Genomic DNA, 23270 nt, shown 5'->3' on the forward strand with positions numbered 1-23270 from the left:
GCTGCTGGGCCGCTTCGTGGTGCGTCCGGTCTATCACTTCGTGGCCTCGGCCAAGAGCCCGGAGGTCTTCACGGCGACCAACCTGCTGGTCGTCCTGGCCGTCGCCTGGCTGACGGCGGAGGCCGGCATGTCGATGGCGCTGGGCGCCTTCCTGGCCGGCATGCTGATGGCCGACACCGCCTACCGCCATCAGGTGGAGGCCGACATCGAGCCGTTCCGCGGCCTGCTGCTCGGCCTGTTCTTCATGACCGTGGGCATGACGCTGGACCTGCCGGCCATGCTCCAGCGCGCCGACGACATCCTGCTGGTGACCGCGGCGCTGCTGGTCGGGAAGAGCATCCTGCTGTTCCTGCTCTGCCGCCTGTCGGGGCTCGGGCTGGCGACCTCGCTGCGCATTGGCCTGCTGCTGTCGCAGGGCGGCGAGTTCGCCTTCGTGCTGATCGGCAAAGCGACGCGGCTGACGGTGCTGGAGGGTGAGACGGGGCTGCTGCTGTCCTCCTGCGTGGCGCTCAGCATGGCGGTCACGCCGCTGGTCGGCGCCATCGCCCAGCGGCTGGCCCAGAAGGTCGAGGCCCGCTACGGCGCCGAGGCCTTCGGCGTCGAGACCAGCGACATCACCGGCCATGTGCTGATCGCCGGCTACGGCCGGGTCGGGCGCGCCGTGGCGCGGCTGCTGCGCACCCACGACATCCCTTACGTCGCGCTGGACCTCGACCCGCAGCGGGTGGCGGCGGCGCGGGCCGAGGGGCTGCCGGTCTATTACGGCGACTCCAGCCAGATCGGCGTGCTGCGCGCCGCCGGGATCGAGCGGGCGCGGGCCGCCGTCATCACCGTCAACCGCCCGGACATGGCGGAGCGCGCCGTTGAGGCCATCCGCCGTGCCGCCCCGCGTTTGGCCATCGCCGCCCGCGCCCATGATCTGGACCGCGGCGCACGGCTGAAGAGGGCCGGGGCCAGCGCCGTGGTGCCGGAGACGCTGGAGGCCAGCCTGCAGCTCGCCAGCCTCGTGCTGCGCAACGCCGGGCTGGACGCCGACACCATCGACCGGAGCCTGAAGAGCGTCCGCGACCGCGGTTACGACGCGCTCAGCGAGCCGACCGGCGAGAACGACTGAGCGGCGCGACTGACCGGTTGGGTCAGCGCTCGACCCGCCACAGGTCGAAGACGGTGCCGCGGTAGACCTCCTGCGCGCCCGGCGGCGGCGCCAGCCCGGCCGCGTGGAAGACGTTGGAGAACATCACCAGCACGTAATCGTACTTGTCCCGCCAGCCGATGTAGTGCGGGCACGGCTCCACATGGTCGCGCAGGGTCGCCTCCCCGGGGCGGGAGAGCAGGCGGACGTCCACCGGAACCCCCTCGTAGATCGCCATGCAGCGGTCGCGGTAGGGCTGGGTCACGGTCAGCGGCTGCTTGCCTGGGTGGCTGAACAGGGTCGGGACGAAGGCGCGCCGCTCCACCGTGATCAGCGACGGCAGATGGATCAGGCTGGGCAAGGCGACCAGCGCGTGCCGCCAGGGCGGCTGGGTGAGCAGGAACTCCCGCGTGTTGCAGCAGCCGGCCTCCTGCCCCGCCCAGGCGATCAGGACGGAGCGTCCGGGCTCGATCCGCTCCATGGCGCGGCGCAGGTCGGCCACGTCGTCCTCGTAGGCCAGCCAGTTGAGAGTCAGCACGCCGGTCCGCACCGTCAGCAACGCGAGCAGCCCGGCGGCGAAGGCCGCCGCGGCGCGGGCCGAGGGAAAGCGGATGTCGGTGCCGGCGACCAGCAGGAAGGCCGCCAGAATCCAGAAGCGGATCGACACGAAATAGGTGCCGAAGAAGGGGTCCGGCACGACGAAGAAGGCCAGCACGAACAACCCCACCGCCAGCATCATCGCCGGCGCGGCGCGCAGCCAACCGGCCAGACGCGCCGCCACCATCCCGCCCAGGATCAGCAGCAGCGTCGCCACGTCCAGCAGCGTGTTGTAGTTCAGAACCGGGGCCAGCATGTCATGCAGCCGGTAGCGCCACTGCTTCAGCTCGGTCAGCTTCTTCAGCCGCCAGTAGACCTCCTTCAGCAGCAGGACCGGCGTGCTGTCGCGCGCGCCGACCGCCGCCGCGTCGGACTGGAGGAGGTGAGTCCCCACCGTGCCGGCGAACAGGGCCACGGGAAGGACCAGAAGCGCGGCGAAGCGCAGGGCGTCGCGCCCGAGATTGGCGAGCGTCAGCGGCTTGCGCCCCTGCCCCACATACTTCACCGCCTCCACCGCGAACAGGCAGAGCAGGAAGGAGCCGAGCACGATGGCGTGGGCGAAATAAAGGAACAGCGCGCAGCCCATCCCCACCGGCACCTGCCAGCGCCGTCCCGCCAGCGCGATCCACAGCGACAGCCCGACCAGCAGGAAGCCGAGGCCGAGCGAGAAGCTCATGAAGCCGCCGATCAGCGTGGCGTTGTAGATGAACAGCGCGCCGCACAGCGGCCACAGGCTCCACCGCCCGAACAGCGTGCGGTTCAGCAGCATCGCCCCGAACAGGGTCAGCAGCCCGGCCAGGGCCATGTAGACGCGCCCGGCGACGTAGAGCGGCAGCACGCTGGCGAGCGGCAGCATCACCGCCTCCATCAGCAGGTTCGGGACCGGCGTCAGGGAGGCGGTGTAATGGTCGGCCAGGAAGGGATCGGACCGGTAATGCAGCAGCACGTCCACCCGCGCCAGATGGTTCGGGTAGTCGAGCAGCGGCGGCATCTCCACCAGGATGAGCGGCAGAAGCAGCAGCGCCAGGATCACCGGCAGCACGAGCGCCAACGGCGGCGACCAGGCTCCGGCCCCGGCGTCCGTCCGCAGGGCGGCGGCGCCGGGGCCGGTGGCCTGCGACAGTCCTGAATGGTCCACCGGTGCCTCCTGCATTTGGTGCAATGCGGAAGGCTCAACACATTCACCGTCCGCATCGCCAGAAGGCAATAGCGTTACGAGTCGGCATTGGACTTAGTCCGTGGCCCGGACGGGGCAGACTCCATGGCCCGCGAGAATCCCGTTCGCATGAGGCGGAGCGCCCGACCCGCCCCTTTTCGCGGGTAGGCCGGGCGCCATCCGCAGGCCGTCAGGGCTGCGGGAAAACGCGGGCGCGGTCGATGTGGACGGCGCACTGGTCGCCAAGGCGCAGGCCCAGGGCGGACAGGCGCTCGCGGTCCATCTCGGCTTCAAGCGGCAGGCCGGCGAGGTCGATCTCGATCCGCGCGTCCGGCCCCACCACATGGATTCCCGACACCCGGCCCGGCCCGCCGGCGCTGGGGCTCAGGCCCAGATCGTGCGGGCGCACATAGGCGATGGCCGGGCCGCGGACCGTGCCGTCGGCGGGGATGGACAGCGCCCCGTTGGCCGTCCGCGCCACCCCGTCCGCCACCACGCAGTCGAAGCGGTTCACCTGCCCGAGGAACTCGTAGACGAAGGCCGAGGCCGGACGGTCGTAGACCTCCGCCGGGCTGCCCACCTGCTCGATCCGGCCCTGGCTCATCACCACGACGCGGTCGGCCAGCTCCAGGGCCTCCTCCTGGTCGTGGGTGACGAAGACGGAGGTGATGTGGATGTCCTCGTGCAGCTTGCGCAGCCAGCGCCGCAGCTCCTTGCGCACCTTGGCGTCGAGCGCGCCGAACGGCTCGTCGAGCAGCAGCACCTTCGGCTCGATGGCCAGCGCGCGGGCCAGCGCCACGCGCTGCCGCTGCCCGCCGGAGAGCTGCGCCGGGTAGCGGTCGGCGAAATGGGCGAGCTGGACCAAGTCCAGCAACTCCATGACGCGCCGCTTGATCTCGGTCGAGGTCGGGCGCTGGCCGCGCGGCCGCACCTTCATCCCGAAGGCCACATTCTCGAAGACAGTCATGTGGCGGAACAGCGCGTAATGCTGGAAGACGAAGCCGACCTGCCGCTCCCGCGGGGTGAGGCTCAGCGCCTCCTCCCCGTTGAGCAGGAGGCTGCCGGAGTCGGCGAACTCCAGCCCCGCCATGATGCGCAGAAGGGTCGTCTTGCCCGACCCCGACGGGCCGAGCAGGGCCAGTAGCTCGCCCGAGCGGACTTCGAGGTCCACCGCATCGAGCGCGCGGAAACTGCCGAATTGCTTGGTGATGCCGGAAACCTGGATCGCCATGACGTGCGTCGCCTCAATGCCGGGTGGCCGCCAGCTCAGCCCCGAAGCGCCATTCCAGCACCGACTTCACGACCAGCGTGACGAGGGCGAGCATGGCCAGCACCGAGGCCACCGCGAAGGCAGCGACCAAATTGTATTCGTTGTAGAGGATCTCGACATGCAGGGGCATCGTGTTGGTCTCGCCCCGGATGTGGCCGGACACCACCGACACCGCGCCGAATTCGCCCATCGCGCGGGCGTTGCACAGCAGGACGCCGTACAGCAGGCCCCACTTGATGTTGGGCAGGGTGACGCGCCAGAAGGTCTGCCAGCCGGACGCGCCGAGCACCAGCGCCGCCTCCTCCTCCTCGTTGCCCTGCTCCTGCATCAGCGGGATCAGCTCGCGGGCGACGAAGGGGAAGGTGACGAAGACGGTGGCGAGCACCAGCCCCGGCACGGCGAAGATGATCTGGATGCCCTGCGACTTCAGGAACGGCCCCATCAGCCCATGCAGCCCGAACAGCAGCACGTAGATCAGACCGGAGATCACCGGCGACACCGAAAACGGCAGGTCGATCAGGGTGATCAGCACGTCCTTGCCGCGGAAGTCGAACTTGGCGATGCACCAGGACGCCGCCACGCCGAAGAGGAGGTTCATCGGGACGGCGATGGCCGCGACGATCAGCGTCAGCTTGATCGCCGCCACCGCGTCCGGCTCCATCAGGGCCGCCCAGTAGGCGTCCGTGCCGCGGCGCAGCGCCTCGACGAAGACCGCAACCAGTGGCAGCACCAGGAACAGCAGCAGGAAGGCCAGCGCCGTGCCGATCAGAAGCCCCTTCACCCAGCGGCTGTCGGCCAGCGCCGGGGTGAACCCGACGGTTTTCTTAACGAGCATGACGCGCCCTCATCCAGGCTTGCAGCAGGTTCAGGGCCAGCAGCAGCACGAAGGACGCCATCAGCATCAGCACGCCGACCGCGGCGGCGCCGGCATAGTCGTACTGCTCCAGCTTGATGACGATCAGCAGCGGAAGGATCTCCGACAGGCCGGGGATGTTGCCGGCGATGAAGATCACCGAGCCGTACTCCCCCACCCCGCGGGCGAAGGACAGGGCGAAGCCGGTCAGCAGGGCCGGCAGGAGCGCGGGGAACACCACCCGCCGGAAGGCCTGCCAGCGCGTGGCGCCCAGCGCCGCGGCGGCCTCCTCCTCCTCCGGCGGCAGGTCCTGGAGTATGGGCTGCACGGTGCGCACCACGAAGGGCAGGCCGATGAAGGTCAGGGCGATGGCGATGCCCAGCGGCGTAAAGGCCACCCTCAGCCCGAACCATTCCATCAGCAGGGAGCCGATCCAGCCGTTGGGCGCGTACAGCGCACTGAGCGCGATGCCGGCCACCGCGGTGGGCAGGGCAAAGGGCAGGTCCACCAGCGCGTCGACGATCCGGTCGCCGGGGAAGCGGTAGCGCACCAGCACCCAGGCGACAATGAAGCCGAAGACGGCGTTGACCGCGGCGGCGGCCAGCGACAACCCGAAGCTGACCTTGAAGGCGGACAGGACGCGCGGCGTCAGCACCGCGTCCCAGAAGCCCGACCAGCCCAGCCCGGCCGCCTTCAGCGCCAGCGCGGCCAGCGGCAGCAGGACGATCAGGGACAGATAGGTCAGCGTGAATCCCAGGGTCAGCCCGAAGCCGGGCAGGACGCTGGGTTTCCGAAGAACGCTCAACACCGTGCCCCCCGAATTGGGGAGCACGGCGTCGCTGGTGGTTGCCGCGACCACGGGTCAGCGGCCCTTCTGGTAGATCTGGTCGAAGACGCCGCCATCCGCGAAATGCTTCTCCTGCGCCGTGCGCCAGCCCCCGAAGGAACCGTCGATGGTCACAAGCTTAACATTCGGGAAGCGATCCGCATACCGCGCAGCGACCTCGGGCAGACGCGGGCGGTAGAAGTTCTTCGCCGCGATCTCCTGCGCCTCAGGGGTGTAGAGGAAGTTCAGGTAGGCTTCCGCCGCCTTGCGCGTTCCCTTGCGGTCGACCACCGAATCAACGACCGCGACCGGCGGCTCCGCCAGGATCGACAGGGACGGCACGACGATGTCGAACTTGTCGGCGCCGAACTCCTGGAGCGACAGGAAGGCCTCGTTCTCCCAGGCCAGCAGCACGTCGCCGAGCTGCCGCTGCGTGAAGGTGACGGTGGAGCCGCGGGCGCCGCTATCCAGCACCGGCACGTTCTTGAACAGGTCGGCGACGAACTGCTTGGCCTTGGCCTCGTCGTTGCCGTTCTTCTCCAGCGAATAGGCCCAGGCCGCCAGATAGTTCCAGCGCGCCCCGCCCGAGGTCTTCGGGTTCGGGGTGATGACCTGGACGCCCGGCTTCAGCAGGTCATCCCAATCTTTGATCTGCTTCGGGTTGCCCTTGCGGACCAGGAAGACGATGGTCGAGGTGTAGGGGGAGCTGTTGTTCGGCAGGCGCGCCTGCCACGTCTTCGGCAGGGCGCCGGAGTCGGCGATGGCGTCGATGTCGTAGGCCAGCGCCAGCGTCACCACGTCGGCGTCCAGCCCGTCGATGACCGAACGCGCCTGCTTGCCCGACCCGCCGTGCGACTGCTTGACGGTCACCGTCTGGCCGTTTTCCGCCTGCCACTTCTTGGCGAACGCCTTGTTGAACTCCACATAGAATTCACGGGTGGGGTCGTAGGAGACGTTCAGCAGCGTGGTCTGCGCCTTGGCGGGCGCGACGGTCAGCATGGCGAGGGCGACGCCCGCGGCCATCGCGGAAAGCCGGCCTATGGAGAGCCGGTTCACGCGAAGCGCGGAGAGCCGATCACGAAACGACATGGCACACTCCCTCAGTATGGTTCATTGGGGGACGGCACCGGCCCAGGAGGCCACGCGCCGCACCGCTGTTCACAAACCCGGCGCCCGCGCCGTATCCACACTCTTTATAATGTATATGCAATATCCATTTGCCTCCTAGAGTTTGCATGATTCCTCGGATGCCGCAAGGCTGTTTTTTGTCATTTCCCACGCAGGACCGCGTTAATTTCACGTCTGACTGTGAAATCGTTTTCTTGCGGATCGGGCTGGAAGCGATGCGGCGGATCGCTATCATGCGCGCCCTCTCAGCCTCCTGTCCCGAACGGCCATGTCCGAAACAGTCCAGCCCCCCTCCCCCGCGCTCCTGACCGCTCTTCTGGAGGCCGAACGCGCGCTCGGCCGGCTGGCGGAAGTGGCGCAGGACCCGGCGCGCCGGCGGCGGTTGTGGGCCGACGCGGCGCGGCGGGAGTCCTGCGCGGCCGCGCGGCTCGACGGGGTGGCGGTGGACCCGGCGGAGTTCCTGGTGGCGACCATCGGCACCGACCTCGTCCCCACCGCCGGGCGGGGAGCGGCGCAATCGGTCCGCGCGCTGTGGCAGGGCGCCCTGTTCACGCAAGGCGTCATCGCCGCGCCCGCCCGCCGCGCGGAGAACACGCGGGCGCCGTTCCCATCGAGCGGAGCCGCCGCCGATGCCTGGCGCGCGGTGGCGGAGCTGGAGGCCGGGCCGCTCGATGGGAACGGCGCCCGCTTCGCCTTCCCCCCGGACGAGGAAGACGGCGACGCCGCGTCCGCGGTGGACGACACGCCTCCCGCCTGGACGCTGGGCTGGGCGGAGGCGCTGTGGCGCTGCCTTCAGGCGGAGGTGTCGGGACGCGACCCCGGACGGCTGGCCTTCTCCGCGGACCGGGAGGTGGAGGCCGCCACCCTGCTCAAGCGACTGGACCAAGCCGGCGAATCGCCGGCCCTGCTCGGCGGTGTGGGCATGCTGGCCGAACTGCTGCGCCCGGCGCCCGATCTGCGGATTCCCGGCTGGGCGGTGCCCTCGGCCCGGCTGATGGCGGCGCTGGCGGTGGCGCGCTGCTGCCGGGTGCCGAACGTCTGGCTGCCGATGTCCGTCGCGCTGCACGCCGACCGCACGACCGCCGGCCTCGCCGCCCGCGGGCGCGAGGAGGGATGGCGACTGTGGCTGGCCGACACGGTGGCGGAGACGGCGCGGCGGGAGCGGGAACGCGCCCTGTCGCTGGACCGCACGGCGGAGGGCTGGCAGCAGCGGGTGGGGGCCAAGCGCCGCAACTCCCGAACCCCGGACCTGCTGGAGCTTCTGTTCGAGGAGCCCGCCCTGACCGTGCGGCGGGTGCAGAAACGGCTGGGCAGCACCTTCCGCGGTGCGCAGCTTCTGGTCGACGAGCTTCTGGAGGTTGGAATCCTGCGCGAGGCGACGAACCGCGCGCTGGACCGCGTGTTCATCGCCGTGGATCTGATGCCTTAAACCGGCAGGCTCAGATCAGAAGTCACCGATCAGATGTCGAAGTTGACGGGCAGGCCGCCGGTCGCCTGACGGTGGCGCAGGGCGTCGGACAGGGTCTGGTTGTCGAGCACCTGGGCGGTGGCGTCGCGCACCTGCACCATCAGCCAGCGCACTGAACAGGTCGGCGGGTCGATGCAGTCCTCGCAGGGACGGAAGGAATTCTTGCTGGCGCAGGGGATCGGCGCCAGATGCCCGTCGATCAGCCGGATCACCTCGCCGAAGGAAATCTCCTCGGCCGGGCGTGCCAGACGGTAGCCGCCGCTCTTGCCGCGCTTGGCGAACAGCAGGCCATGCTTGCGCAGCTCCACCAGGATGGCTTCCAGGAACTTGCGCGGAATGTTCTCCCGCTCGGCGATTTCGGCGATCAGGACGAGTTCGTCGTCCGTCCGTTCGGCCAGCATGATCAGCGCACGCAGGGCGTATTTGGCTTTTTGCGACAGCATTCGGTCCGGCACCGCCCCCCGCGGCGGAATGGGATAAAGATAAAGTGCACTCCATATAGCCGTGTTGCCCAGGAATTGGTACCGGTTCTTGCCCTGGAAAACGGTGGCGCGTAAGGTCGAACACGAATCGATCCCTGACCATTGATCATTGACCGGCGAAGGACGCGGCATGCAGACCATCATCGTTCCCGTCACTCCGTTCCAGCAGAACTGCACGGTGCTCTGGTGTCCGGAGACGATGAAGGGCGCCGCCGTCGATCCCGGCGGTGATCTGCCGCGCGTCCTGCGCGCCGCGCAGTCGAAGGGCGTGACGCTGGAAAAGATCCTGGTCACCCACGGACACATCGACCACGCCGGCGCCGTCGCCGACCTCGCCGACGAGTTGAAGCTGCCCATCGAGGGGCCGCACCGCGAGGACCAGTTCTGGATCGACGGCATGCCGATGCAGAGCCAGATGTTCGGCTTCCCGCCGGTCCGCTCCTTCACGCCGGACCGCTGGCTGGAGGAGGGCGACACGGTGACGGTCGGCAACCTGACGCTGGACGTCCACCACTGCCCGGGCCACACGCCGGGCCATGTGGTCTTCGTGCACAAGCCCAGCCGGATCGCCATCGTCGGCGACGTGCTGTTCCAGGGCTCCATCGGCCGCACCGATTTTCCCAAGGGCAACCACGGCGACCTGATCGAGTCGATCCGCAGCAAGCTGTTCCCGCTGGGCGACGATGTGACCTTCATCCCTGGCCACGGCCCGACCTCGACCATCGGGGAGGAGCGCCTCTACAACCCGTTCCTCAACGATTGACGGCGGGGGAACGACCGGTCCGGACCCGCCGGACCGGTCATGTTTCCATCAGGCCCCCGTCTCGACGGACAGCGCCATCGGCAGCGGGTTGGCCAGCGTCTGGTAGACGACGCAGTACCGCTCGGTCAGCTTGGTCAGGGTGGCGATGCGCTCCGCCGGCTCGTCGGTGTCCAGCTCGAAGCGCAGGCGGATGGCGCGGAAGCCGACCGGCGCGTCCTTCGCCACGCCCAGCGTGCCGCGGAAATCCAGGTCGCCCTCCGCCGACACGGTGCCGCCGCGCAGCTTGAACTCCAGCGCCGTGGCGACCGCCTTCAGCGTCACGCCCGCGCAGGCCACCAGGGCCTCCAGCAGCATGTCGCCGGAACAGGCCTGGGTGCCCGGTCCGCCGGTCGCCGGATGAAGGCCGGCCTCGACCAGCGCACGGCCCGTGTCCACCTTGCAGGCGATGGCGGAATCGTCCAGCGCCCCGCGGGCCTTCAGCGTGACCACCGCCGACTCCGGGGCGTCCTTGTACTTGTCCTTCAGCGGCGCCTGGAGCGCGCGCAGATCCTGTGCATCCATACCCGTGCGTTTCCTCTGTGCGGTTCGGCTTCTTGATTTGTGCGACCCGCGGATGATGGACCGCAAACACCATCCCGGCAATGCCCAAAGCAAGACCCGCCGCCCCATCTCCATGCCCCTTTTTGTTGCTCGTCCATCGGTGGCCCCCGGAGTAAGGTTTCGTTAACGAAACACGGGATGCGGGGGTTGGAACCATGCTGCGGCTTGGCGCGAAGGTCCGGCATCATGGGCAGGACGCCATGGTGATCGCCCGGACCCTGGGAGGGCATCCGTCCTACGATCTGAGGCTGATCGACGGCACCATCGTTAAGTACGCCCTGGAGGCGGACTGCGAGGCGATGCCCGGCGACGGCGGCTTCCCGTTGCCGCCGTCCGGCACGGGCGCGGAGGGGCGCCCCGGCTGAGCCGACGGCGCGGGCGGCGGGCACAAGAGCGCCGTTGCCCAAACCCCTCCGCCCGCGCAATATCGCGCGATGGAACGGCTTGAAGACGATGGCGGCGACCCGCGGCGGCGCTGGCGGGTGATCGAAGGGGGTGGACCTCCGGTGGAGGCGTCCGGCCCGCCCCAGCATGGCGGTGGGCGCCCGGACGGAGCCGCGGAGGCCACGGCGCGTCCGGTGCCCGAGGATTACGGGCTGACCCGGGAGGATCTGCGGATCTGGTACGCGCCGGGCCGCGTCGGGGCTCTGCTCGCCCTGGCGGCCACGCTGGGCATGGCCGGCCTCCAGGCCTACGACGCCGGGCGGCTGTCCGATCCGTGGATCCTGGGGGCGCTGCCCGGCCTGCTCACCGGCACGCTGATCGGCGGATTCGCCGGAATGGGGCTGATGGTGCTGGTCCACTGGTGCGACCCGCTGGTCGGCATGGCCTGGCCGACCTACGCGCGGCTGCGCCGCTACCGCGACGCCCTGGCAACCGCGGTCGCCGCGGAGCGGAGCGTGAACGAACGGATGCCCTGATCACCGGAAAGCACGACACCCCGCTGCCACCAACGGTGGAAATGCAGGGCCTATCCCATTCGAACGATGGTGCAGCGGCGCGTCGACCCAATCTGCTTAAGAGCAGACAGGAGAAACGCAGTGAACCGATTCGACGAAAAAGTCTATCGCGTGACCAAGCGCCGGGACGGTCCGAGCCTCCCGGAGCAGAAGAGCCAGCTGCTCCGCCTGAAGCAGGATCTCGAACAGTTCAAGTCCCGGCAGGCGGGCGCCGCCGTCGTCGGCAGCCTGCAGGCCCGCATCCGCGAACTGGAATCCTCGATCTCCCGGGCCGAAGCGGCGCGCGTGACGGATCGCGAGTCCCGCCGCCCCCGCGGCGACGAGGAGGACGCGGAGTCCGGCGCCATGCCGATGGCGGACGGCACCATGCGCGCCACCTCCAGCCGCTTCCCGCCGCGCGGACGGCCCGGCCGGACCTTCTAAAGCGCGGCGACATCACCCCCGCGCATCACCCTCACGGCCCGGACCATCCTCCGGGCCGTTGCCCTGTCTGGCTGCCCCATCTCCCGGCCGATCCAAAGCCCGGTTGATCCAGGGCCCGGTTGATCCAGGGCCCGGTTGATCCAGGGCCCGGTTGATCCAGATCAGGGCGGGTCTTGGTCGATACTCATACCTTTGGCTCGGTTCCAAGACCTTAGTCTGATGCTCTGGTCTGGGCCGGACGTCCGAATCGAAGGCGCCATCCTTGGCGCCAAAGCGAGACAGACCAGGGGTACAGCCATGACCTTCTCCGTCGCCACCATCGCCGCCACCACCGTCGCCACGCCGCCGATGCCCGCCCCGCAGCCACGGACGGCGGAGACGGTGACCGGCCGCTGCGCCGGCTGCTCGGCGCGGAGCAAGGGGCTGTGCGGCGCCCTGACCGCCGGGGACCTGCCGGACCTGTCGACGACCTCCCGCCCGCTGGACCTGCTGTCGGCAACCCCCGTGGTGATGGAGGGGGAGGAGGCCGAGGCCGTCTTCACCGTCATGGCGGGCATGCTGAAGCTCTACAAAACCCTGCCGGACGGCCGGCAGCAGATCACCGGATTCGCCACCGCGGGCGACGTGATCGGGCTGGCCGTCGGCACCGGCTATGCCTACACCGCGGAGACGGTCACCGCCTCCACCGTCTGCCGCATGTCGCGGACGGCGCTGCGCCGCCTGATGGAACGGCACCCGGCGGTTCAGGGGCGGCTGCTCGCCATGACCTCGGTCGAGTTGTCGGCGGCGCAGGACCAGATCCTGCTGCTCGGCTGCAAGACGGCGGTGGAGCGGGTGTCCAGCTTCCTCCTGGCCCTGTCGCGGCGGTCGCGGCCCCTGGCCGACGGCACGCCCAGCGCCTTCCTTCCCATGCCGAAGGTGGACATCGGCGCCTATCTCGGCCTGCGCCCCGAAACGCTTTCGCGCGTTCTGCGCAAGCTGGAGGGTGCCGGGGCGATCACCCGCCTGACCAACGACCGCATCCGCATCGAGGACCCGGCGGCGCTCGAAGCCGCCGCCTGACCTTCCTCCCGCTCCGTTTCTTCAGTCCTTTTCTTCAGGCCCGGCCCGCCACCGGATAGCCCTCGCCGCCGAACCCCGCCGCCACGTCCTTCACGAAGGCCTGCCCGACCCGGCGGTAGCCCAGCCGGCCGAAAAGGCCCGCGGCGTCGAGCTTCGGTGCGGTCGCCGCGACGACGCAGCCGCGTTCGTCCACCACCACCGACGAGCAGCCCAGCTTGCGCGCCAGCAGGTCGATGCCGTCGGCCTGCGCCGCCGAGGTCACCGCCGCGTCGAACAGCCCCACCGCGATGAAGATCGGCACCGTCAGCACGCGGATCATCCCTTCGGCGCTGACGCGGTAGCAGAACAGGCCGCGGATGTGCCCGTCGCTCATCTCGCAGGCCATCACCCCGCCGTCGCCGCCGTCCTGCAGGAACAGGGCGGCCACCTGCCGCCACTCGTCCAGCGTCATGTCGCGGTGCAGGGTTTGGACGACGGGAAGCGCCTGATCGGCCTGGGTCTTGGCGAGCGGGGCGAGGATGAAGCTTCTGGGCATGGGCGGGCGATCCTTTCGCGGGCATTGTCCGCAATGATCCGAACCGCCGCTTTGATTTTGGTCATGCGCCGCGCGGGTGGCGAAACGAAGGGAGCGATTGCGCGGAGGCGGTGTTTCCTGGGGACGGCCCCACCCCATCACCGGAGACCGGACATGAGCCCCTACCCGCCGCCCCGGCAGGAACCCGACGTTCCGATCCCCATGCCGCCACCGCCCGACGCCCCGCCGGACGAGCCGGTGGAGGCCCCGCCGATGCCCGGCGAGCCGCAGGAGCCCGTGTAAGGGTCCTCAGGGCTTGCGGCGGTAGAGCGCCATCGCGCGCTCCAGAATGCCCGGCGACGAATAGTCGCCGAGGAACAGGTCGCCCAACGCGCGGCGCATCCGCGCCCGGATGCGGGAGCGGATGGCGTTGCGCAGCGCCTCCTCCTGCATGTGGCAGCGGCGGCAGAGATTCTTCGGGCGGGCCTCCGGGTTGCCGGATGGGCGCACCGGGCGGACGACGACCTGCACGTCGCGTGTCTCGGCATACTCCACCACGTCGGGCCAGGCCGCCCGCCGCCCGCGCCCGTCGCGCCAGGTCTGGTCGGTGGCGTCGTACCACCGCCCGTCCGGCAGGCAGCGCACGACGGCGCCGCCGGGCCGCCCGCAGCAGCGGCAGCGGTTCTCCCCGCTGGAGCCCTTGCGGTTGGCCGGATCGAGGTCGGGTCGGAGAATCTTTGCGCGGAGCGGTCTGGTCATGGCTTGATGCCTGCCTCGGGGCCGGGACTGCCCCTGCGGGACGTGGCTCATGACATGGATGGCCGCGGACCGCCAGTGCGAATTTGTGAAAAGTTCTCCAGAGACCGCGCCCTATGGACATGACCTCCCCCGACCCTTCCCACGCCTGCGAGCCCGCCGACCCGCATCTGGTGCACGAACTGGCCAGCGCCCACCCCGACGTGGTGACCGCCGCCGCCGCGGGCGTGGCGCGGGTGGCCCATGGCGAGGGGCTGGGTCTGGTGCCGCTCGGCCTGCCGCTGCCCAAGGGCAAGCGCGACCTGCTGGTGCCGGCGGAGCGCCGGGAGGCGGTGCTTCTGGAGATCCAAGGCACGCTCGACCGCGCGCGGCGGCGCAACACCCTGCTCGCCCAGGGGCGCCGCGCGCTGGAGGGCTGGTCCACCAGCCTGCACCCGGCGGACGACCGGACGCGGGTCAGGGCGGTGCGCAGCGACGACCTGCCCTGGCCCGGCCTGTCCGCCCCGGTGCGGCTCCAGGTGTCACGCGTGCTCGACGCCATGGAGCTGGCCGACCTGACGGACGATGATCTGGCCCTGCGGCTGGAGGGCGACCCGGCGCTGGCCGCCGCGCTGGAGGACGCGCTGTCGCGCACCGCCGCCCGGCTGCACCGCTACGCCGGGGAAGCGGACGGTGCAGACGACGGCTGGACCTTCGCGTCGCTGGCCGACCGGCTGTCCCGCGCCGCCCGCAACCGCCACGGGGTGGACGAGCTGCTGGAGCGCTGGGACCGCGAATTCGCCGTCTGGCGCCGCGAGCGGGCGGAGGCGCGCGGGCGGGCCTATGTGGACCGGCATTTCGACCTCGCCCGCTTCGAGAAGCTGTTCCCGGTGGCTCGCGGGCTGGGGCGGCGGCTGGTCCTGGTGATCGGCCCGACCAACTCCGGCAAGACCCACCACGCCATCGAGGCGCTGAAAGGCGCCTGGGACGGCATCTATCTGGCGCCGCTGCGCCTGCTGGCGCTGGAGGTGATGGAGCGGCTGAACGCCGAGGGCACGCCCGCCTCCCTGCTGACCGGCGAGGAGGCGATCACGACGCCGGGCGCCCGCCACACCGCCTCGACCATCGAGGTGATGGACCCCGACCGCCCGGTGGAGGTGGCGGTGATCGACGAGATCCAGATGCTGGCCGATCCCGACCGCGGCTGGGCCTGGACGGCGGCGCTGATGGGCGCCCCGGCGGAAACCGTCTACATCCTGGGCGCCCCGGAGGCCCGCCCGCTGGTCGAGCGGGTGGCGGCCCATCTCGGCGAACGGCTGGAGGTGATCGAGCTGGAGCGCAAGGTGCCGCTGACCCTGATCGACCGCCGCCTGAACTGGGAGGAGGTGGAGCCCGGCGACGCGCTGATCGCCTTCTCCCGGCGGGAAATCCACACGGTGCGCGACACGCTGCGCGCCAAAGGCCTGTCGGTCGCCGCGGTCTACGGCGCGCTGGCCCCGGAGGTGCGGCGGCGCGAGGCGGCGCGCTTCCTGTCCGGCGAGGCCGACGTGGTGGTGGCGACCGACGCCATCGGCATGGGGCTGAACCTGCCCTGCCGGCGCGTGCTGTTCACCGCGCTGGAGAAGTTCGACGGAACCAGCGTCCGCCCGCTGAGCGCGACGGAGGTCAAGCAGATCGCCGGCCGCGCCGGGCGGTTCGGCAAGTTCGAGTCGGGGGAATTTGGCGTGGTCGGGCGGGGCACGCCGCAGGCGCTGCGCACCCTTTTGGAGAAGGCCGACGGGCGGCTGCGCGCCGACGCGCCGCTGACGGTGCGGCCGACCCGCGCCATGCTGGCCCGTCTGGCCGATCACATCGGGACGGAGGAGACGGTCCTGTTGCTCGACTGCTTCGCCGACGCCCGCACGGCGGGGTCGCCCTACCGGGTGGGCGACCTGTCGGGGATGCGGCGGCTGGCGGTGATGCTGGACGAGCGGCGGCTGAGCCTGCTTGCCAAGCTCGACCTGCTGCTGATCCCCGCCGATCTGGAGGACGAGGCGGAGGCCCGCATCCTCGCCGCCATCCTCGGCGCGGTGGAGGCCGGGGAGCCGTCCCCCTCGGGCGCTTCGTCCCGGCGCGGCTCGACGGGCTGGACGGGGCGGCGCTGGAAGCGCTGTCGCGGGCCTGCGACCTCTATTACTGGGCGGCGCGCAAGTTCCCGACCCTGTTCCCGGAACGGGAGGCGGTGCGCGGCCGCCGCGGCGAGATCAGCCGGCGTCTGGCCGATCTGCTCGCCACGCGCGGGGCGCGGTCCGCCGGGCAGCGGCGCGAGCCGCCGCCCAAGGCCGGTTTCCGCGGTGCCCCGCGCAAGCGCTTCGGCCCGCGGCGGTAGAGCGGCGGTAGGAGGCGGCTCTTACATCCCGCCCGGATAGTTCGGGCCTCCGCCGCCCTCGGGGACGACCCAGTTGATGTTCTGGGTGGGGTCCTTGATGTCGCAGGTCTTGCAGTGCACGCAGTTCTGCGCGTTGATCTGGAGGCGCGGGTCGCTGCCGTCCTCCGCCCGCACGATCTCGTACACGCCCGCCGGGCAGTAGCGCGTCTCCGGCGCGTCGTAGAGCGCCAGATTGACCGCGATCGGCACCGACGCGTCCTTCAGCGTCAGGTGCGCCGGCTGGTCCTCCTCGTGGTTGGTGTTCGACAGATACACCGACGACAGCCGGTCGAACGACACCACCCCGTCGGGCTTGGGATAGGCGATCTTCGGCATCTCCGACGCCTTCTTCAGCGTCTCGTGGTCGCCGTGCCGGTGGTGCAGCGTCCACGGCGACTTGCCCTTGGTCGCCGTCTCGTAGGCCGCGTTGGCCAGACCCGCCCACAGCCCCTTCTGGAAGCCGGGGCGGATGTTGCGCACAGCAAACAGCTCCGACCACACCCAGGACGCCTTCAGCTTCTCCGGATAGGCCACCGCCTCCCGCGCCGGCGCCTCGGCCGACAGCAGCTCATGCACCGCCTCGGCCGCCAGCATGCCCGACTTCATGGCGGTGTGGTTGCCCTTGATCTTGGGCACGTTGAGGAAGCCCGCGGCGTCGCCGACGATCACCCCGCCGGGGAAGGTCAGCTTGGGGATCGACTGGAAGCCGCCCTCCGACAGCGCCCGCGCGCCGTAGGCGATGCGCCGCCCGCCCTCGAAGGTCGGACGGATCGCCGGGTGGGTCTTGTAGCGCTGGAACTCCTCGAACGGCGACAGGTGCGGGTTCTCGTAGTCGAGCCCGACCACGAAGCCGACCGACACCAGGTTGCCCTCCATGTGGTAGAGCCAGGAGCCGCCGTAGGTCTTGGGGTCCATCGGCCAGCCGATGGTGTGGACGATCAGGCCGGGCTGGGACTTCTCCGGCGCAACCTCCCACAGCTCCTTGATGCCGATGCCGTAGGTCTGGGGATCGGCGTCGCGGCGCAGGTCGAAGCGCTCGAACAGCGTCTTGGTCAGCGAGCCGCGGCAGCCCTCGGCGAAGATGGTCTGCTTGGCGTGCAGCTCCATGCCCGGCGTGTAGTTGGCGGTCTTCTCGCCGTCCTTGCCGATGCCCATGTCGCCGGTGGCGACACCCTTGACCGCACCGCTGTCGTCGTAGAGGACCTCGGCGGCGGCGAAGCCGGGGTAGATCTCGACGCCCAGCTCCTCGGCCTGGGCGGCCATCCAGCGGGCGAGGTTGCCGAGGCTGATGATGTAGTTGCCGTGATTGTGCATCTGCGGCGGGGTGAAGGGCGCCTTGAGGGCCTTGGTCTCGGTGAGGTAGAGGAAGCGGTCCTCGCGCGCCGGGGTGGTCAGCGGGGCGCCCTTCTCCTTCCAGTCGGGGATCAGCTCGTCGAGGGCGTGCGGCTCGAACACCGCGCCGGAGAGCAGGTGGGCGCCGACCTCCGAGCCCTTCTCGACGACGCAGACCGACAGTTCCTGTCCCGCCTCGTTGGCGAGCTGTTTCAGGCGGATGGCCGCGCTCAGGCCCGACGGGCCGGCCCCGACGACAAGGACGTCGTACTCCATCACCTCGCGCGGATCGCGATCCATGGTCCCCATGCCTCCCGGTTGATTGAAGCGCCGGGGCCATTTCCGCAGGGTCCGGCGGCTTTCGGAACGGCGTATGCCTTTCGCACCCGCCAAAAAGGATATCTAAGCCCATGTAAGACCACAGGAGCCGTGGTAAGGTCAAACGATGATTGACCAATCCGACATCCTCGCCGCCCTGCGCTGGCACGTCGACATCGGGTGTGACGAGGCCATCGGGGACGAGCCCCTGGACTGGGCGATGCTGGCCGCCCGGCCGGCGGTGGCGCGTGCGCCGGCCGGCGCGTCGGCGCTGCCGCCCGCCGCGGCGCGCCCCGCCCCGGCGTCGCGGTCGGCGTTCGGGGGTCCCTCCGGCGCGTCGATGTTCGGTGCGCCGGTCACGGCGGACCTGCCGCTGGGCGCCAGCGAGGCCGGGGCGAGCGCCCGCGCCCGCGCCGCCGAAGCGCGCAGCCTGGAGGAGCTTGAGGCCGCGCTGCGCGCCTTCGACGGTTGCCCGCTGAAGGCGACGGCGATGAACACGGTCTTCGCCGACGGCAACCCCGCCGCGGACATCATGCTGATCGGCGAGGCGCCGGGCGAGGACGAGGACCGGCAGGGCAAGCCCTTCGTCGGGGTCAGCGGCAAGCTGCTCGACCGCATGCTGGCTCAGGTGGGCCTCGACCGCGGCGCGGTCTACATCAGCAACATCCTGCCCTGGCGTCCGCCCGGCAACCGCTCGCCGACCCAGGCGGAGATCGCCGCCTGCCTGCCCTTCCTGGAACGGCACGTCGAGCTGATCAAGCCGAAGGTTCTCGTGCCGCTGGGCGGCACCTCCGCCAAGACGCTGCTCAACCGGGCGGAGGGCATCACCCGCCTGCGCGGCCGCTGGTTCGACTACGCGTCCCCCGGCCTGCCCGGCCCGGTGCCGGTCCTGCCGATGCTGCACCCGGCCTATCTGCTGCGCAATCCCATCGCCAAGCGCGAGGCGTGGCGCGACCTGCTGACCCTGCGCCAGCGCTTTCCGGGCTGAGCCACCGCAATCGTCGTTTTGCCCCCACCCTAACCCTCCCCCGCTACGCAGGGGAGGGTTAGGGTGGGGGCAAACACCACAGCGATGGTTAACGCCGCCCATTTCCTAAAATGCTTCTCTTATTGCATTTATTCTTGCACGGTCATTCGAACATTCGATATCCAAAGACATTCCAAACATTACTCAAGTACTTCGAAAGATCGGAGTGGTTTACCAAGTCGCCGCTATGCCGTTGTGCCAAACGGCACAGAAAGACCCATGACCTTGCGCCAAAAGGGTCTTCCCACTGGGCTAGGGCCATTTTTCCGCCCCCACTAAGTTGCTGAAAACCCTTGTGAACAGGCAGCCTTGACCGCTGTTGGGGAATCATCTTCTTGCGATTCCCGTCCACTGCGGTTATTCGAATACCATGTTCCGGATATTGTGCAGCGCAGCAAACACCGTCTCGCTGCGGCGGAAGGTCCTGGGAATGGCGGGGGTGGCGCTGGCGCTGTGCGCGGCACCCGACCCGACGGGCGGCTATCGCCCGGCCCAGGCCGGCCTTGTGATCCACGCGCCGGATGGACGCCCCGTCGTCCCGCCGGGATTCGATCGTGCCGAGCAGAACCTGCTTCTGGCGACGGACGCCGACGCCCGCGCCGTCCAGTTGACGGAAGAGGACGCCCGTCACTACCGGCGCATCTTCGCGCTCCAGGACCGGGGCGAGTGGGACGGCGCCGACTGGGAAATCCGCTTGCTGCGCGACCGCCGCCTGATGGGCCATGTGCTGCGCCAGCGCTATCTGCACCCCGACCGCAAGGCCAGCTACGACGAGTTGGCCGGCTGGCTCCAGCGTTACGGCGACCTGCCGGGGGCCGAGCGCATCCACGCCCTGGCCCAGCGCCGCGCCCCCGCCGGCCAGCAGCGTGCCCTGAAGCCGCCGCGCGCCGGCGACGGGGAGCGGCTGACCGGATCGCTGGAACGGCTGGGCGGCCTGCGCCCCGAACCGCTGCCGGAAAGCATCTCCGACGAGGACCCGTCCGACCCGGACAAGAGCGCCGAGGCTGCCGAGGACAAGGCCAAGCTCACCGTCGCCCCGCGCAGCCGCAGCGCCAGCCGCGCCAACCACACCACCCCGTCCCGCGTGACCGACCTGCTGCGCGCCGGCAAGCCGGGGGCGGCGCTCGCCCTGCTCAACCAGGACGACTTCGGGCGCAGCCTCGATTCGGTGCAGTATGACCAGGCGCGGGCGCGCATCGCCGCCTCGCTCTATTATTCCGGCGACGTGACTCAGGCGCTGTCGCTGGCCTCGGCCAGCGCCGCCCGTTCCGGCCCGGCGCTGACGGAGGCGCATTGGATCGCCGGCCTCGCCGCCTGGCGGCTGAAGCAGTACGACCGCGCCGCCCGCCACTTCACCAATCTGGCCGAGGCTGGGCCGCGATCGCCCTGGCTGGCCTCCGCCGCCGATTTCTGGGCCGCCCGCGCCCACGCCCGCCGGGGCCGCGAGGAGCAGGCCCGCGTCCATCTGGCCGCCGCGGCGCGCTATCCGCACACCTTCTATGGGCTTCTCGCCCACCGCAAGCTGGGCGGTTCGGGTGACCTGAACTGGCGCACGCCGGAGCTGACCGGGGAGCATCTGAAGGCGCTGTCCGCCCTGCCCGGCGGCACCCGCGCCATCGCCCTGATCCAGGCCGGCCAGCGCGAGGCGGCGGAGCTGGAACTGCGCCGCATCCACCCGCGCGGCGACGCGCTGGCCGAGCAGGCGCTGGTCGCCCTGGCCGACCGCGCCGGGCTGCCGGGGTTGGCCCTTCAAGTCGGCAACGCGGTGGCCGGTCCGGACGGCGCGCCCTACACGGCGGCCCTCTACCCGGTGCCGCACTGGAAGCCGCGCGACGGTTTCGCCGTGGACCGCGCGCTGGTTTTCGCGGTGATGCGGCAGGAATCGCGCTTCGACCCGAAGCTGGTCAGCTCCGCCGGGGCCACCGGCCTGATGCAGATCATGCCCGCCACCGCCCAGCACGTGCAGGAGCGCAACGCCGACATCGGCGAGGCCGACGCCGCCCGCACGGGCCTGTTCGATCCCTCCACCAACATGGAACTCGGGCAGCGCTACATGGCGGAGCTGCTGAACAGCCAGGACATCGGCAACAACCTGTTCCTGCTGGCCGCCGCCTACAACGCCGGCCCCGGCACGCTGGCGCGCTGGCGCCGCGAGCTGTCGGACATCGGCGATGACCCGCTGCTCTTCATCGAGAGCCTGCCTTACGCCGAGACGCGGAACTACGTCGAGAAGGTCGTCGCCAACTTCTGGATCTACCGGCTGCGGCTGGGACAGGAAATCGAATCGCTGGACGCCGTTGCGGCGGGCGGCTGGCCGGTCTATATGCCGGTGGATGTCTTCCCGGCGGCCCGATCCACCCAGGTCGCGCAGCACGCCGAAGCCCCCTGACCGAAGCCCCACCATGCCGAAGATCGACGAATCCCGTCCGTTCCTGCCCGTCAACATCGCCGTCATGACCGTGTCCGACACGCGCACGCCCGCCGACGACCGCTCGGGCGACGCGCTGGCGGAGCGGCTGGCCGGCGCGGGCCACCGGCTGGGCGCCCGCGCCATCGTGAAGGACGATGTCGCCGCCATCCGCGCCCAGGTCCAGGCTTGGATCGCCGATCCGGAGATCGACGTGGTGCTGACCACCGGCGGCACCGGCGTGACCGGCCGCGACGTGACGCCGGAGGCGGTGGAAGCCCTGTTCGACAAGGCGATCCCCGGCTTCGGGGAGCTGTTCCGCCAGCTCAGCTACGCCAAGGTCGGCACCTCGACGATCCAGAGCCGGGCGACCGGCGGGGTCGCCAACGGCACCTACATCTTCGCCCTGCCGGGTTCGCCCAGCGCCTGCCGCGACGCCTGGGACGACATCCTGGTCTTCCAGCTCGACAACCGGCACCGCCCCTGCAACCTCGTCGAACTGATGCCGCGCCTGCGCGAGCATCAGGTGTGACCGGCACCGCCGGCCTGCACGGCGCCCTGACGCGGCTGCCGGCCTTCGCCGGTTTGCCGCAAGGCGCGCTGGAGCCGATGCCGCGCCGCGGCGTGGCGCACGACCATGTGCGCTTGGCCGGACGGGGTCTGGTCGCCCGCGTCCCACGCTGGAGCCAGTTGGGGCTCGACCCCCTCGCCAATCTGGAACAGCAGGCCACCGCCTTCCGCCGCGCCGCCCCCAGCGGTCACACGCCGGAACTGGCCGCCGTCCTGCCGCCGGGGCCGGAGCTGCCGATGGGCGCGCTGGTGGTGACGGAAATCGTCGGGCGCCCGCCGCGCCTGCCGGGCGAGATGCCGGCCATCGCGCGGGCGCTCGCCGCCCTGCACGCCCTGCCCCTGCCGCCGCACGACAAGCGCCCTCCCCTGCCCGCCCCCGCCGACCCGGTGGCGGCGACCCTGGCCCAGGTGGAGCGGCAGGCGGTATGGTTCGAGCGCGCCGGGTTGGCGCCGGATGCCCTGGCCCAGCTTGAGACGGAGCTGGAGGCCGCCCGCGCCGTCCGCTGCGCGACGCCGATCCCCATCACACTGGTCGGCAGCGACGTCCATCCCGGCAATTTCCTGATCGACGATGCCGGCAAGGCTTGGTTCACCGATCTGGAAAAAGCCCAGTACGGCCACCCGGCCATCGACCTCGCCCACGCCAGCCTCTACACCTCCACCAAGTGGGAGCGGGAGGTCGCGGCGGTGCTGGCCTCGGACGAGGTCGCGGTGTTCCACGCCGCCTGGGAGGCGGCGGTGCCGCCCGCGCTGGCCGAGGCGGTGCGCCCGTGGCGCCAGCCCTTGCGCCGGCTGACCTGGCTGCGCACCTTGTCCTGGATGGCCCGCTGGCGGGTGGAGGGGGCGGCCCTGTCGCCGGACATGCCGGAGTCGCTGGCCGCCCACATGGACGCCCACGCGATCGACGTCCTGCGTCCGGAGGTCATCGAGCGGGTCGCCGCGGAATGGCGTTAAAGCGGATTGCAATCCGCTTTGGACCGCGACGGCGGTCCCGGCCGCACATGCGGCCGAAGCCCGCCGGCAAGTGAGGCGATGTGAGTCTAAAGCGAACGGAAGTTCGCTTTAGGGCCGAAGGGCGGCCGAGACATGCGATGGTTCGGACCGCAGCGCGGTTAACCCTTGCCAGCGGTTGGTGTTAGACTGAGGACTCGAGTTTCAGGCTTTCCTGATCCGGACTCCGTAGGCGTGCAGGTGGACGCGGCATGATGACATTCCGATTTGGGCGGACCCGGTTGGGTCGG

Annotated in this window: 23 protein-coding genes and 1 pseudogene (1 of these 24 running past the window's edge); 14 read left to right on the forward strand and 10 right to left on the reverse strand. The window is 70.4% G+C overall.

From position 1 onward, the window contains the following. A protein-coding gene (locus tag D3869_RS19215) for a monovalent cation:proton antiporter-2 (CPA2) family protein (protein WP_137141471.1) crosses the window boundary here: on the forward strand, nt 1-1114 show its 3' portion. Its footprint begins 587 nt before the window's first position; 1114 of the gene's 1701 nt are visible here — the last part of the coding sequence; its start codon lies beyond the left edge, outside the window; it ends in the stop codon at nt 1112-1114. Nucleotides 1115-1136: 22 nt separating this feature from the next. Here the strand turns inward: D3869_RS19215 and D3869_RS19220 are convergent, their stop codons facing one another. From D3869_RS19220 to D3869_RS19240, 5 genes are all read right to left on the reverse strand, one after another. Next, a complete protein-coding gene (locus D3869_RS19220; RefSeq protein ID WP_247895787.1) occupies nt 1137-2867 on the reverse strand; it encodes a hypothetical protein in 1731 nt (576 codons plus the stop codon). A 208-nt stretch (nt 2868-3075) separates the two neighbouring features. Then, on the reverse strand, nt 3076-4116 hold the full coding sequence (locus tag D3869_RS19225; protein ID WP_137141473.1) for a sulfate/molybdate ABC transporter ATP-binding protein: 1041 nt from the start codon (nt 4114-4116) through the stop codon (nt 3076-3078). A 13-nt stretch (nt 4117-4129) separates the two neighbouring features. After that, complete coding sequence (gene cysW / locus D3869_RS19230; RefSeq protein WP_137141474.1) at nt 4130-4990, reverse strand: sulfate ABC transporter permease subunit CysW; 861 nt, start codon at nt 4988-4990, stop codon at nt 4130-4132. Next, nucleotides 4980-5813 carry a sulfate ABC transporter permease subunit CysT gene (gene cysT / locus D3869_RS19235; protein ID WP_247895788.1) on the reverse strand — a complete coding sequence of 278 codons (834 nt, stop codon included), beginning with the start codon at nt 5811-5813 and terminating at the stop codon, nt 4980-4982. Before cysT ends, cysW begins: the two co-directional genes overlap by 11 nt. 57 nt (nt 5814-5870) lie before the next feature. Then, on the reverse strand, nt 5871-6923 hold the full coding sequence (locus D3869_RS19240; protein ID WP_137141476.1) for a sulfate ABC transporter substrate-binding protein: 1053 nt from the start codon (nt 6921-6923) through the stop codon (nt 5871-5873). Between the two features lie 307 nt (nt 6924-7230). Here D3869_RS19240 and D3869_RS19245 point away from each other — a divergent pair, with 307 nt between their 5' ends. Further along, on the forward strand, nt 7231-8391 hold the full coding sequence (locus D3869_RS19245) for a hypothetical protein (protein ID WP_137141477.1): 1161 nt from the start codon (nt 7231-7233) through the stop codon (nt 8389-8391). Between the two features lie 29 nt (nt 8392-8420). Here D3869_RS19245 and D3869_RS19250 read toward each other — a convergent pair whose 3' ends face one another. After that, nucleotides 8421-8873: an RrF2 family transcriptional regulator gene (locus tag D3869_RS19250; protein WP_014198135.1), complete on the reverse strand. Its 453-nt coding sequence runs from the start codon at nt 8871-8873 to the stop codon at nt 8421-8423. Between the two features lie 169 nt (nt 8874-9042). On the opposite strand from D3869_RS19250, the gene D3869_RS19255 reads away from it, so the two are divergent. After that, nucleotides 9043-9675 carry an MBL fold metallo-hydrolase gene (locus D3869_RS19255; RefSeq protein WP_137141478.1) on the forward strand — a complete coding sequence of 211 codons (633 nt, stop codon included), beginning with the start codon at nt 9043-9045 and terminating at the stop codon, nt 9673-9675. A gap of 48 nt (nt 9676-9723) precedes the next feature. On the opposite strand, the gene D3869_RS19260 is transcribed toward D3869_RS19255, so the two are convergent. Beyond that, complete coding sequence (locus D3869_RS19260; protein ID WP_137141479.1) at nt 9724-10236, reverse strand: OsmC family protein; 513 nt, start codon at nt 10234-10236, stop codon at nt 9724-9726. A gap of 194 nt (nt 10237-10430) precedes the next feature. On the opposite strand from D3869_RS19260, the gene D3869_RS19265 reads away from it, so the two are divergent. The 4 genes from D3869_RS19265 (at nt 10431) to D3869_RS19280 (ending at nt 12719) form a co-directional block, all read left to right on the forward strand. Then, nucleotides 10431-10640, forward strand: coding sequence for a hypothetical protein (locus D3869_RS19265; RefSeq protein ID WP_137141480.1), 210 nt, complete (start codon nt 10431-10433; stop codon nt 10638-10640). Nucleotides 10641-10709: 69 nt separating this feature from the next. Then, complete coding sequence (locus tag D3869_RS33145; protein ID WP_175426494.1) at nt 10710-11195, forward strand: hypothetical protein; 486 nt, start codon at nt 10710-10712, stop codon at nt 11193-11195. A gap of 120 nt (nt 11196-11315) precedes the next feature. Continuing rightward, nucleotides 11316-11657, forward strand: coding sequence for a Gas vesicle protein V (locus tag D3869_RS19275; protein ID WP_137141481.1), 342 nt, complete (start codon nt 11316-11318; stop codon nt 11655-11657). Nucleotides 11658-11954: 297 nt separating this feature from the next. Next, nucleotides 11955-12719, forward strand: coding sequence for a Crp/Fnr family transcriptional regulator (locus tag D3869_RS19280; RefSeq protein ID WP_137141482.1), 765 nt, complete (start codon nt 11955-11957; stop codon nt 12717-12719). A 34-nt stretch (nt 12720-12753) separates the two neighbouring features. Here D3869_RS19280 and D3869_RS19285 read toward each other — a convergent pair whose 3' ends face one another. Next, complete coding sequence (locus tag D3869_RS19285) at nt 12754-13254, reverse strand: hypothetical protein (RefSeq protein ID WP_014197695.1); 501 nt, start codon at nt 13252-13254, stop codon at nt 12754-12756. 153 nt (nt 13255-13407) lie between these two features. Between D3869_RS19285 and D3869_RS34495 the strand changes: the two genes are divergently transcribed. Further along, entirely contained in the window at nt 13408-13536 is a 129-nt protein-coding gene (locus D3869_RS34495; RefSeq protein WP_257792917.1) for a hypothetical protein, read from the forward strand. Nucleotides 13537-13542: 6 nt separating this feature from the next. On the opposite strand, the gene D3869_RS33920 is transcribed toward D3869_RS34495, so the two are convergent. Continuing rightward, nucleotides 13543-13992, reverse strand: coding sequence for a hypothetical protein (locus D3869_RS33920; protein ID WP_247895789.1), 450 nt, complete (start codon nt 13990-13992; stop codon nt 13543-13545). 536 nt (nt 13993-14528) lie between these two features. On the opposite strand from D3869_RS33920, the pseudogene D3869_RS34770 reads away from it, so the two are divergent. Beyond that, nucleotides 14529-15608: pseudogene (locus tag D3869_RS34770) on the forward strand (helicase-related protein); the annotation flags it as partial. 509 nt (nt 15609-16117) lie between these two features. Continuing rightward, entirely contained in the window at nt 16118-16336 is a 219-nt protein-coding gene (locus D3869_RS33930) for an SUV3 C-terminal domain-containing protein (protein WP_247895930.1), read from the forward strand. 21 nt (nt 16337-16357) lie between these two features. On the opposite strand, the gene D3869_RS19300 is transcribed toward D3869_RS33930, so the two are convergent. Beyond that, on the reverse strand, nt 16358-18007 hold the full coding sequence (locus D3869_RS19300) for an electron transfer flavoprotein-ubiquinone oxidoreductase (RefSeq protein ID WP_137141483.1): 1650 nt from the start codon (nt 18005-18007) through the stop codon (nt 16358-16360). A gap of 145 nt (nt 18008-18152) precedes the next feature. Here D3869_RS19300 and D3869_RS19305 point away from each other — a divergent pair, with 145 nt between their 5' ends. From D3869_RS19305 to D3869_RS19320, 4 genes are all read left to right on the forward strand, one after another. Then, nucleotides 18153-19013 (forward strand): uracil-DNA glycosylase, encoded by an 861-nt coding sequence (locus D3869_RS19305; protein ID WP_137141484.1) that lies wholly within the window; start codon nt 18153-18155, stop codon nt 19011-19013. 469 nt (nt 19014-19482) lie between these two features. Next, nucleotides 19483-21441, forward strand: coding sequence for a lytic transglycosylase domain-containing protein (locus D3869_RS19310; protein WP_137141485.1), 1959 nt, complete (start codon nt 19483-19485; stop codon nt 21439-21441). 13 nt (nt 21442-21454) lie between these two features. Then, nucleotides 21455-21991, forward strand: a complete 537-nt coding sequence (gene moaB / locus D3869_RS19315; RefSeq protein ID WP_014197702.1) for a molybdenum cofactor biosynthesis protein B — start codon at nt 21455-21457, stop codon at nt 21989-21991. Next, nucleotides 21988-22983: a phosphotransferase gene (locus D3869_RS19320; RefSeq protein ID WP_137141486.1), complete on the forward strand. Its 996-nt coding sequence runs from the start codon at nt 21988-21990 to the stop codon at nt 22981-22983. Before moaB ends, D3869_RS19320 begins: the two co-directional genes overlap by 4 nt. The last annotated feature ends 287 nt before the right edge of the window (nt 22984-23270 follow it).

Source organism: Azospirillum brasilense (assembly GCF_005222205.1).
GTDB classification, from domain to species: Bacteria; Pseudomonadota; Alphaproteobacteria; order Azospirillales; family Azospirillaceae; genus Azospirillum; species Azospirillum brasilense_G.

Bases quoted from the DNA above. Each gene is read 5' to 3' on its own strand.
- D3869_RS19280 (WP_137141482.1), top strand. From the start codon at position 11,955: ATGACCTTCTCCGTCGCCACCATCGCCGCCACCACCGTCGCCACGCCG.
- D3869_RS19300 (WP_137141483.1), bottom strand. From the start codon at position 18,007: ATGGATCGCGATCCGCGCGAGGTGATGGAGTACGACGTCCTTGTCGTC.
- D3869_RS19225 (WP_137141473.1), bottom strand. From the start codon at position 4,116: ATGGCGATCCAGGTTTCCGGCATCACCAAGCAATTCGGCAGTTTCCGC.
- moaB (WP_014197702.1), top strand. From the start codon at position 21,455: ATGCCGAAGATCGACGAATCCCGTCCGTTCCTGCCCGTCAACATCGCC.
- D3869_RS34495 (WP_257792917.1), top strand. From the start codon at position 13,408: ATGAGCCCCTACCCGCCGCCCCGGCAGGAACCCGACGTTCCGATCCCC.
- D3869_RS19250 (WP_014198135.1), bottom strand. From the start codon at position 8,873: ATGCTGTCGCAAAAAGCCAAATACGCCCTGCGTGCGCTGATCATGCTG.
- D3869_RS19260 (WP_137141479.1), bottom strand. From the start codon at position 10,236: ATGGATGCACAGGATCTGCGCGCGCTCCAGGCGCCGCTGAAGGACAAG.
- D3869_RS33145 (WP_175426494.1), top strand. From the start codon at position 10,710: ATGGAACGGCTTGAAGACGATGGCGGCGACCCGCGGCGGCGCTGGCGG.
- D3869_RS19265 (WP_137141480.1), top strand. From the start codon at position 10,431: ATGCTGCGGCTTGGCGCGAAGGTCCGGCATCATGGGCAGGACGCCATG.
- D3869_RS19310 (WP_137141485.1), top strand. From the start codon at position 19,483: ATGGCGGGGGTGGCGCTGGCGCTGTGCGCGGCACCCGACCCGACGGGC.
- D3869_RS33920 (WP_247895789.1), bottom strand. From the start codon at position 13,992: ATGACCAGACCGCTCCGCGCAAAGATTCTCCGACCCGACCTCGATCCG.
- D3869_RS19285 (WP_014197695.1), bottom strand. From the start codon at position 13,254: ATGCCCAGAAGCTTCATCCTCGCCCCGCTCGCCAAGACCCAGGCCGAT.
- D3869_RS19255 (WP_137141478.1), top strand. From the start codon at position 9,043: ATGCAGACCATCATCGTTCCCGTCACTCCGTTCCAGCAGAACTGCACG.
- D3869_RS19245 (WP_137141477.1), top strand. From the start codon at position 7,231: ATGTCCGAAACAGTCCAGCCCCCCTCCCCCGCGCTCCTGACCGCTCTT.
- cysW (WP_137141474.1), bottom strand. From the start codon at position 4,990: ATGCTCGTTAAGAAAACCGTCGGGTTCACCCCGGCGCTGGCCGACAGC.
- D3869_RS19240 (WP_137141476.1), bottom strand. From the start codon at position 6,923: ATGTCGTTTCGTGATCGGCTCTCCGCGCTTCGCGTGAACCGGCTCTCC.
- D3869_RS19305 (WP_137141484.1), top strand. From the start codon at position 18,153: ATGATTGACCAATCCGACATCCTCGCCGCCCTGCGCTGGCACGTCGAC.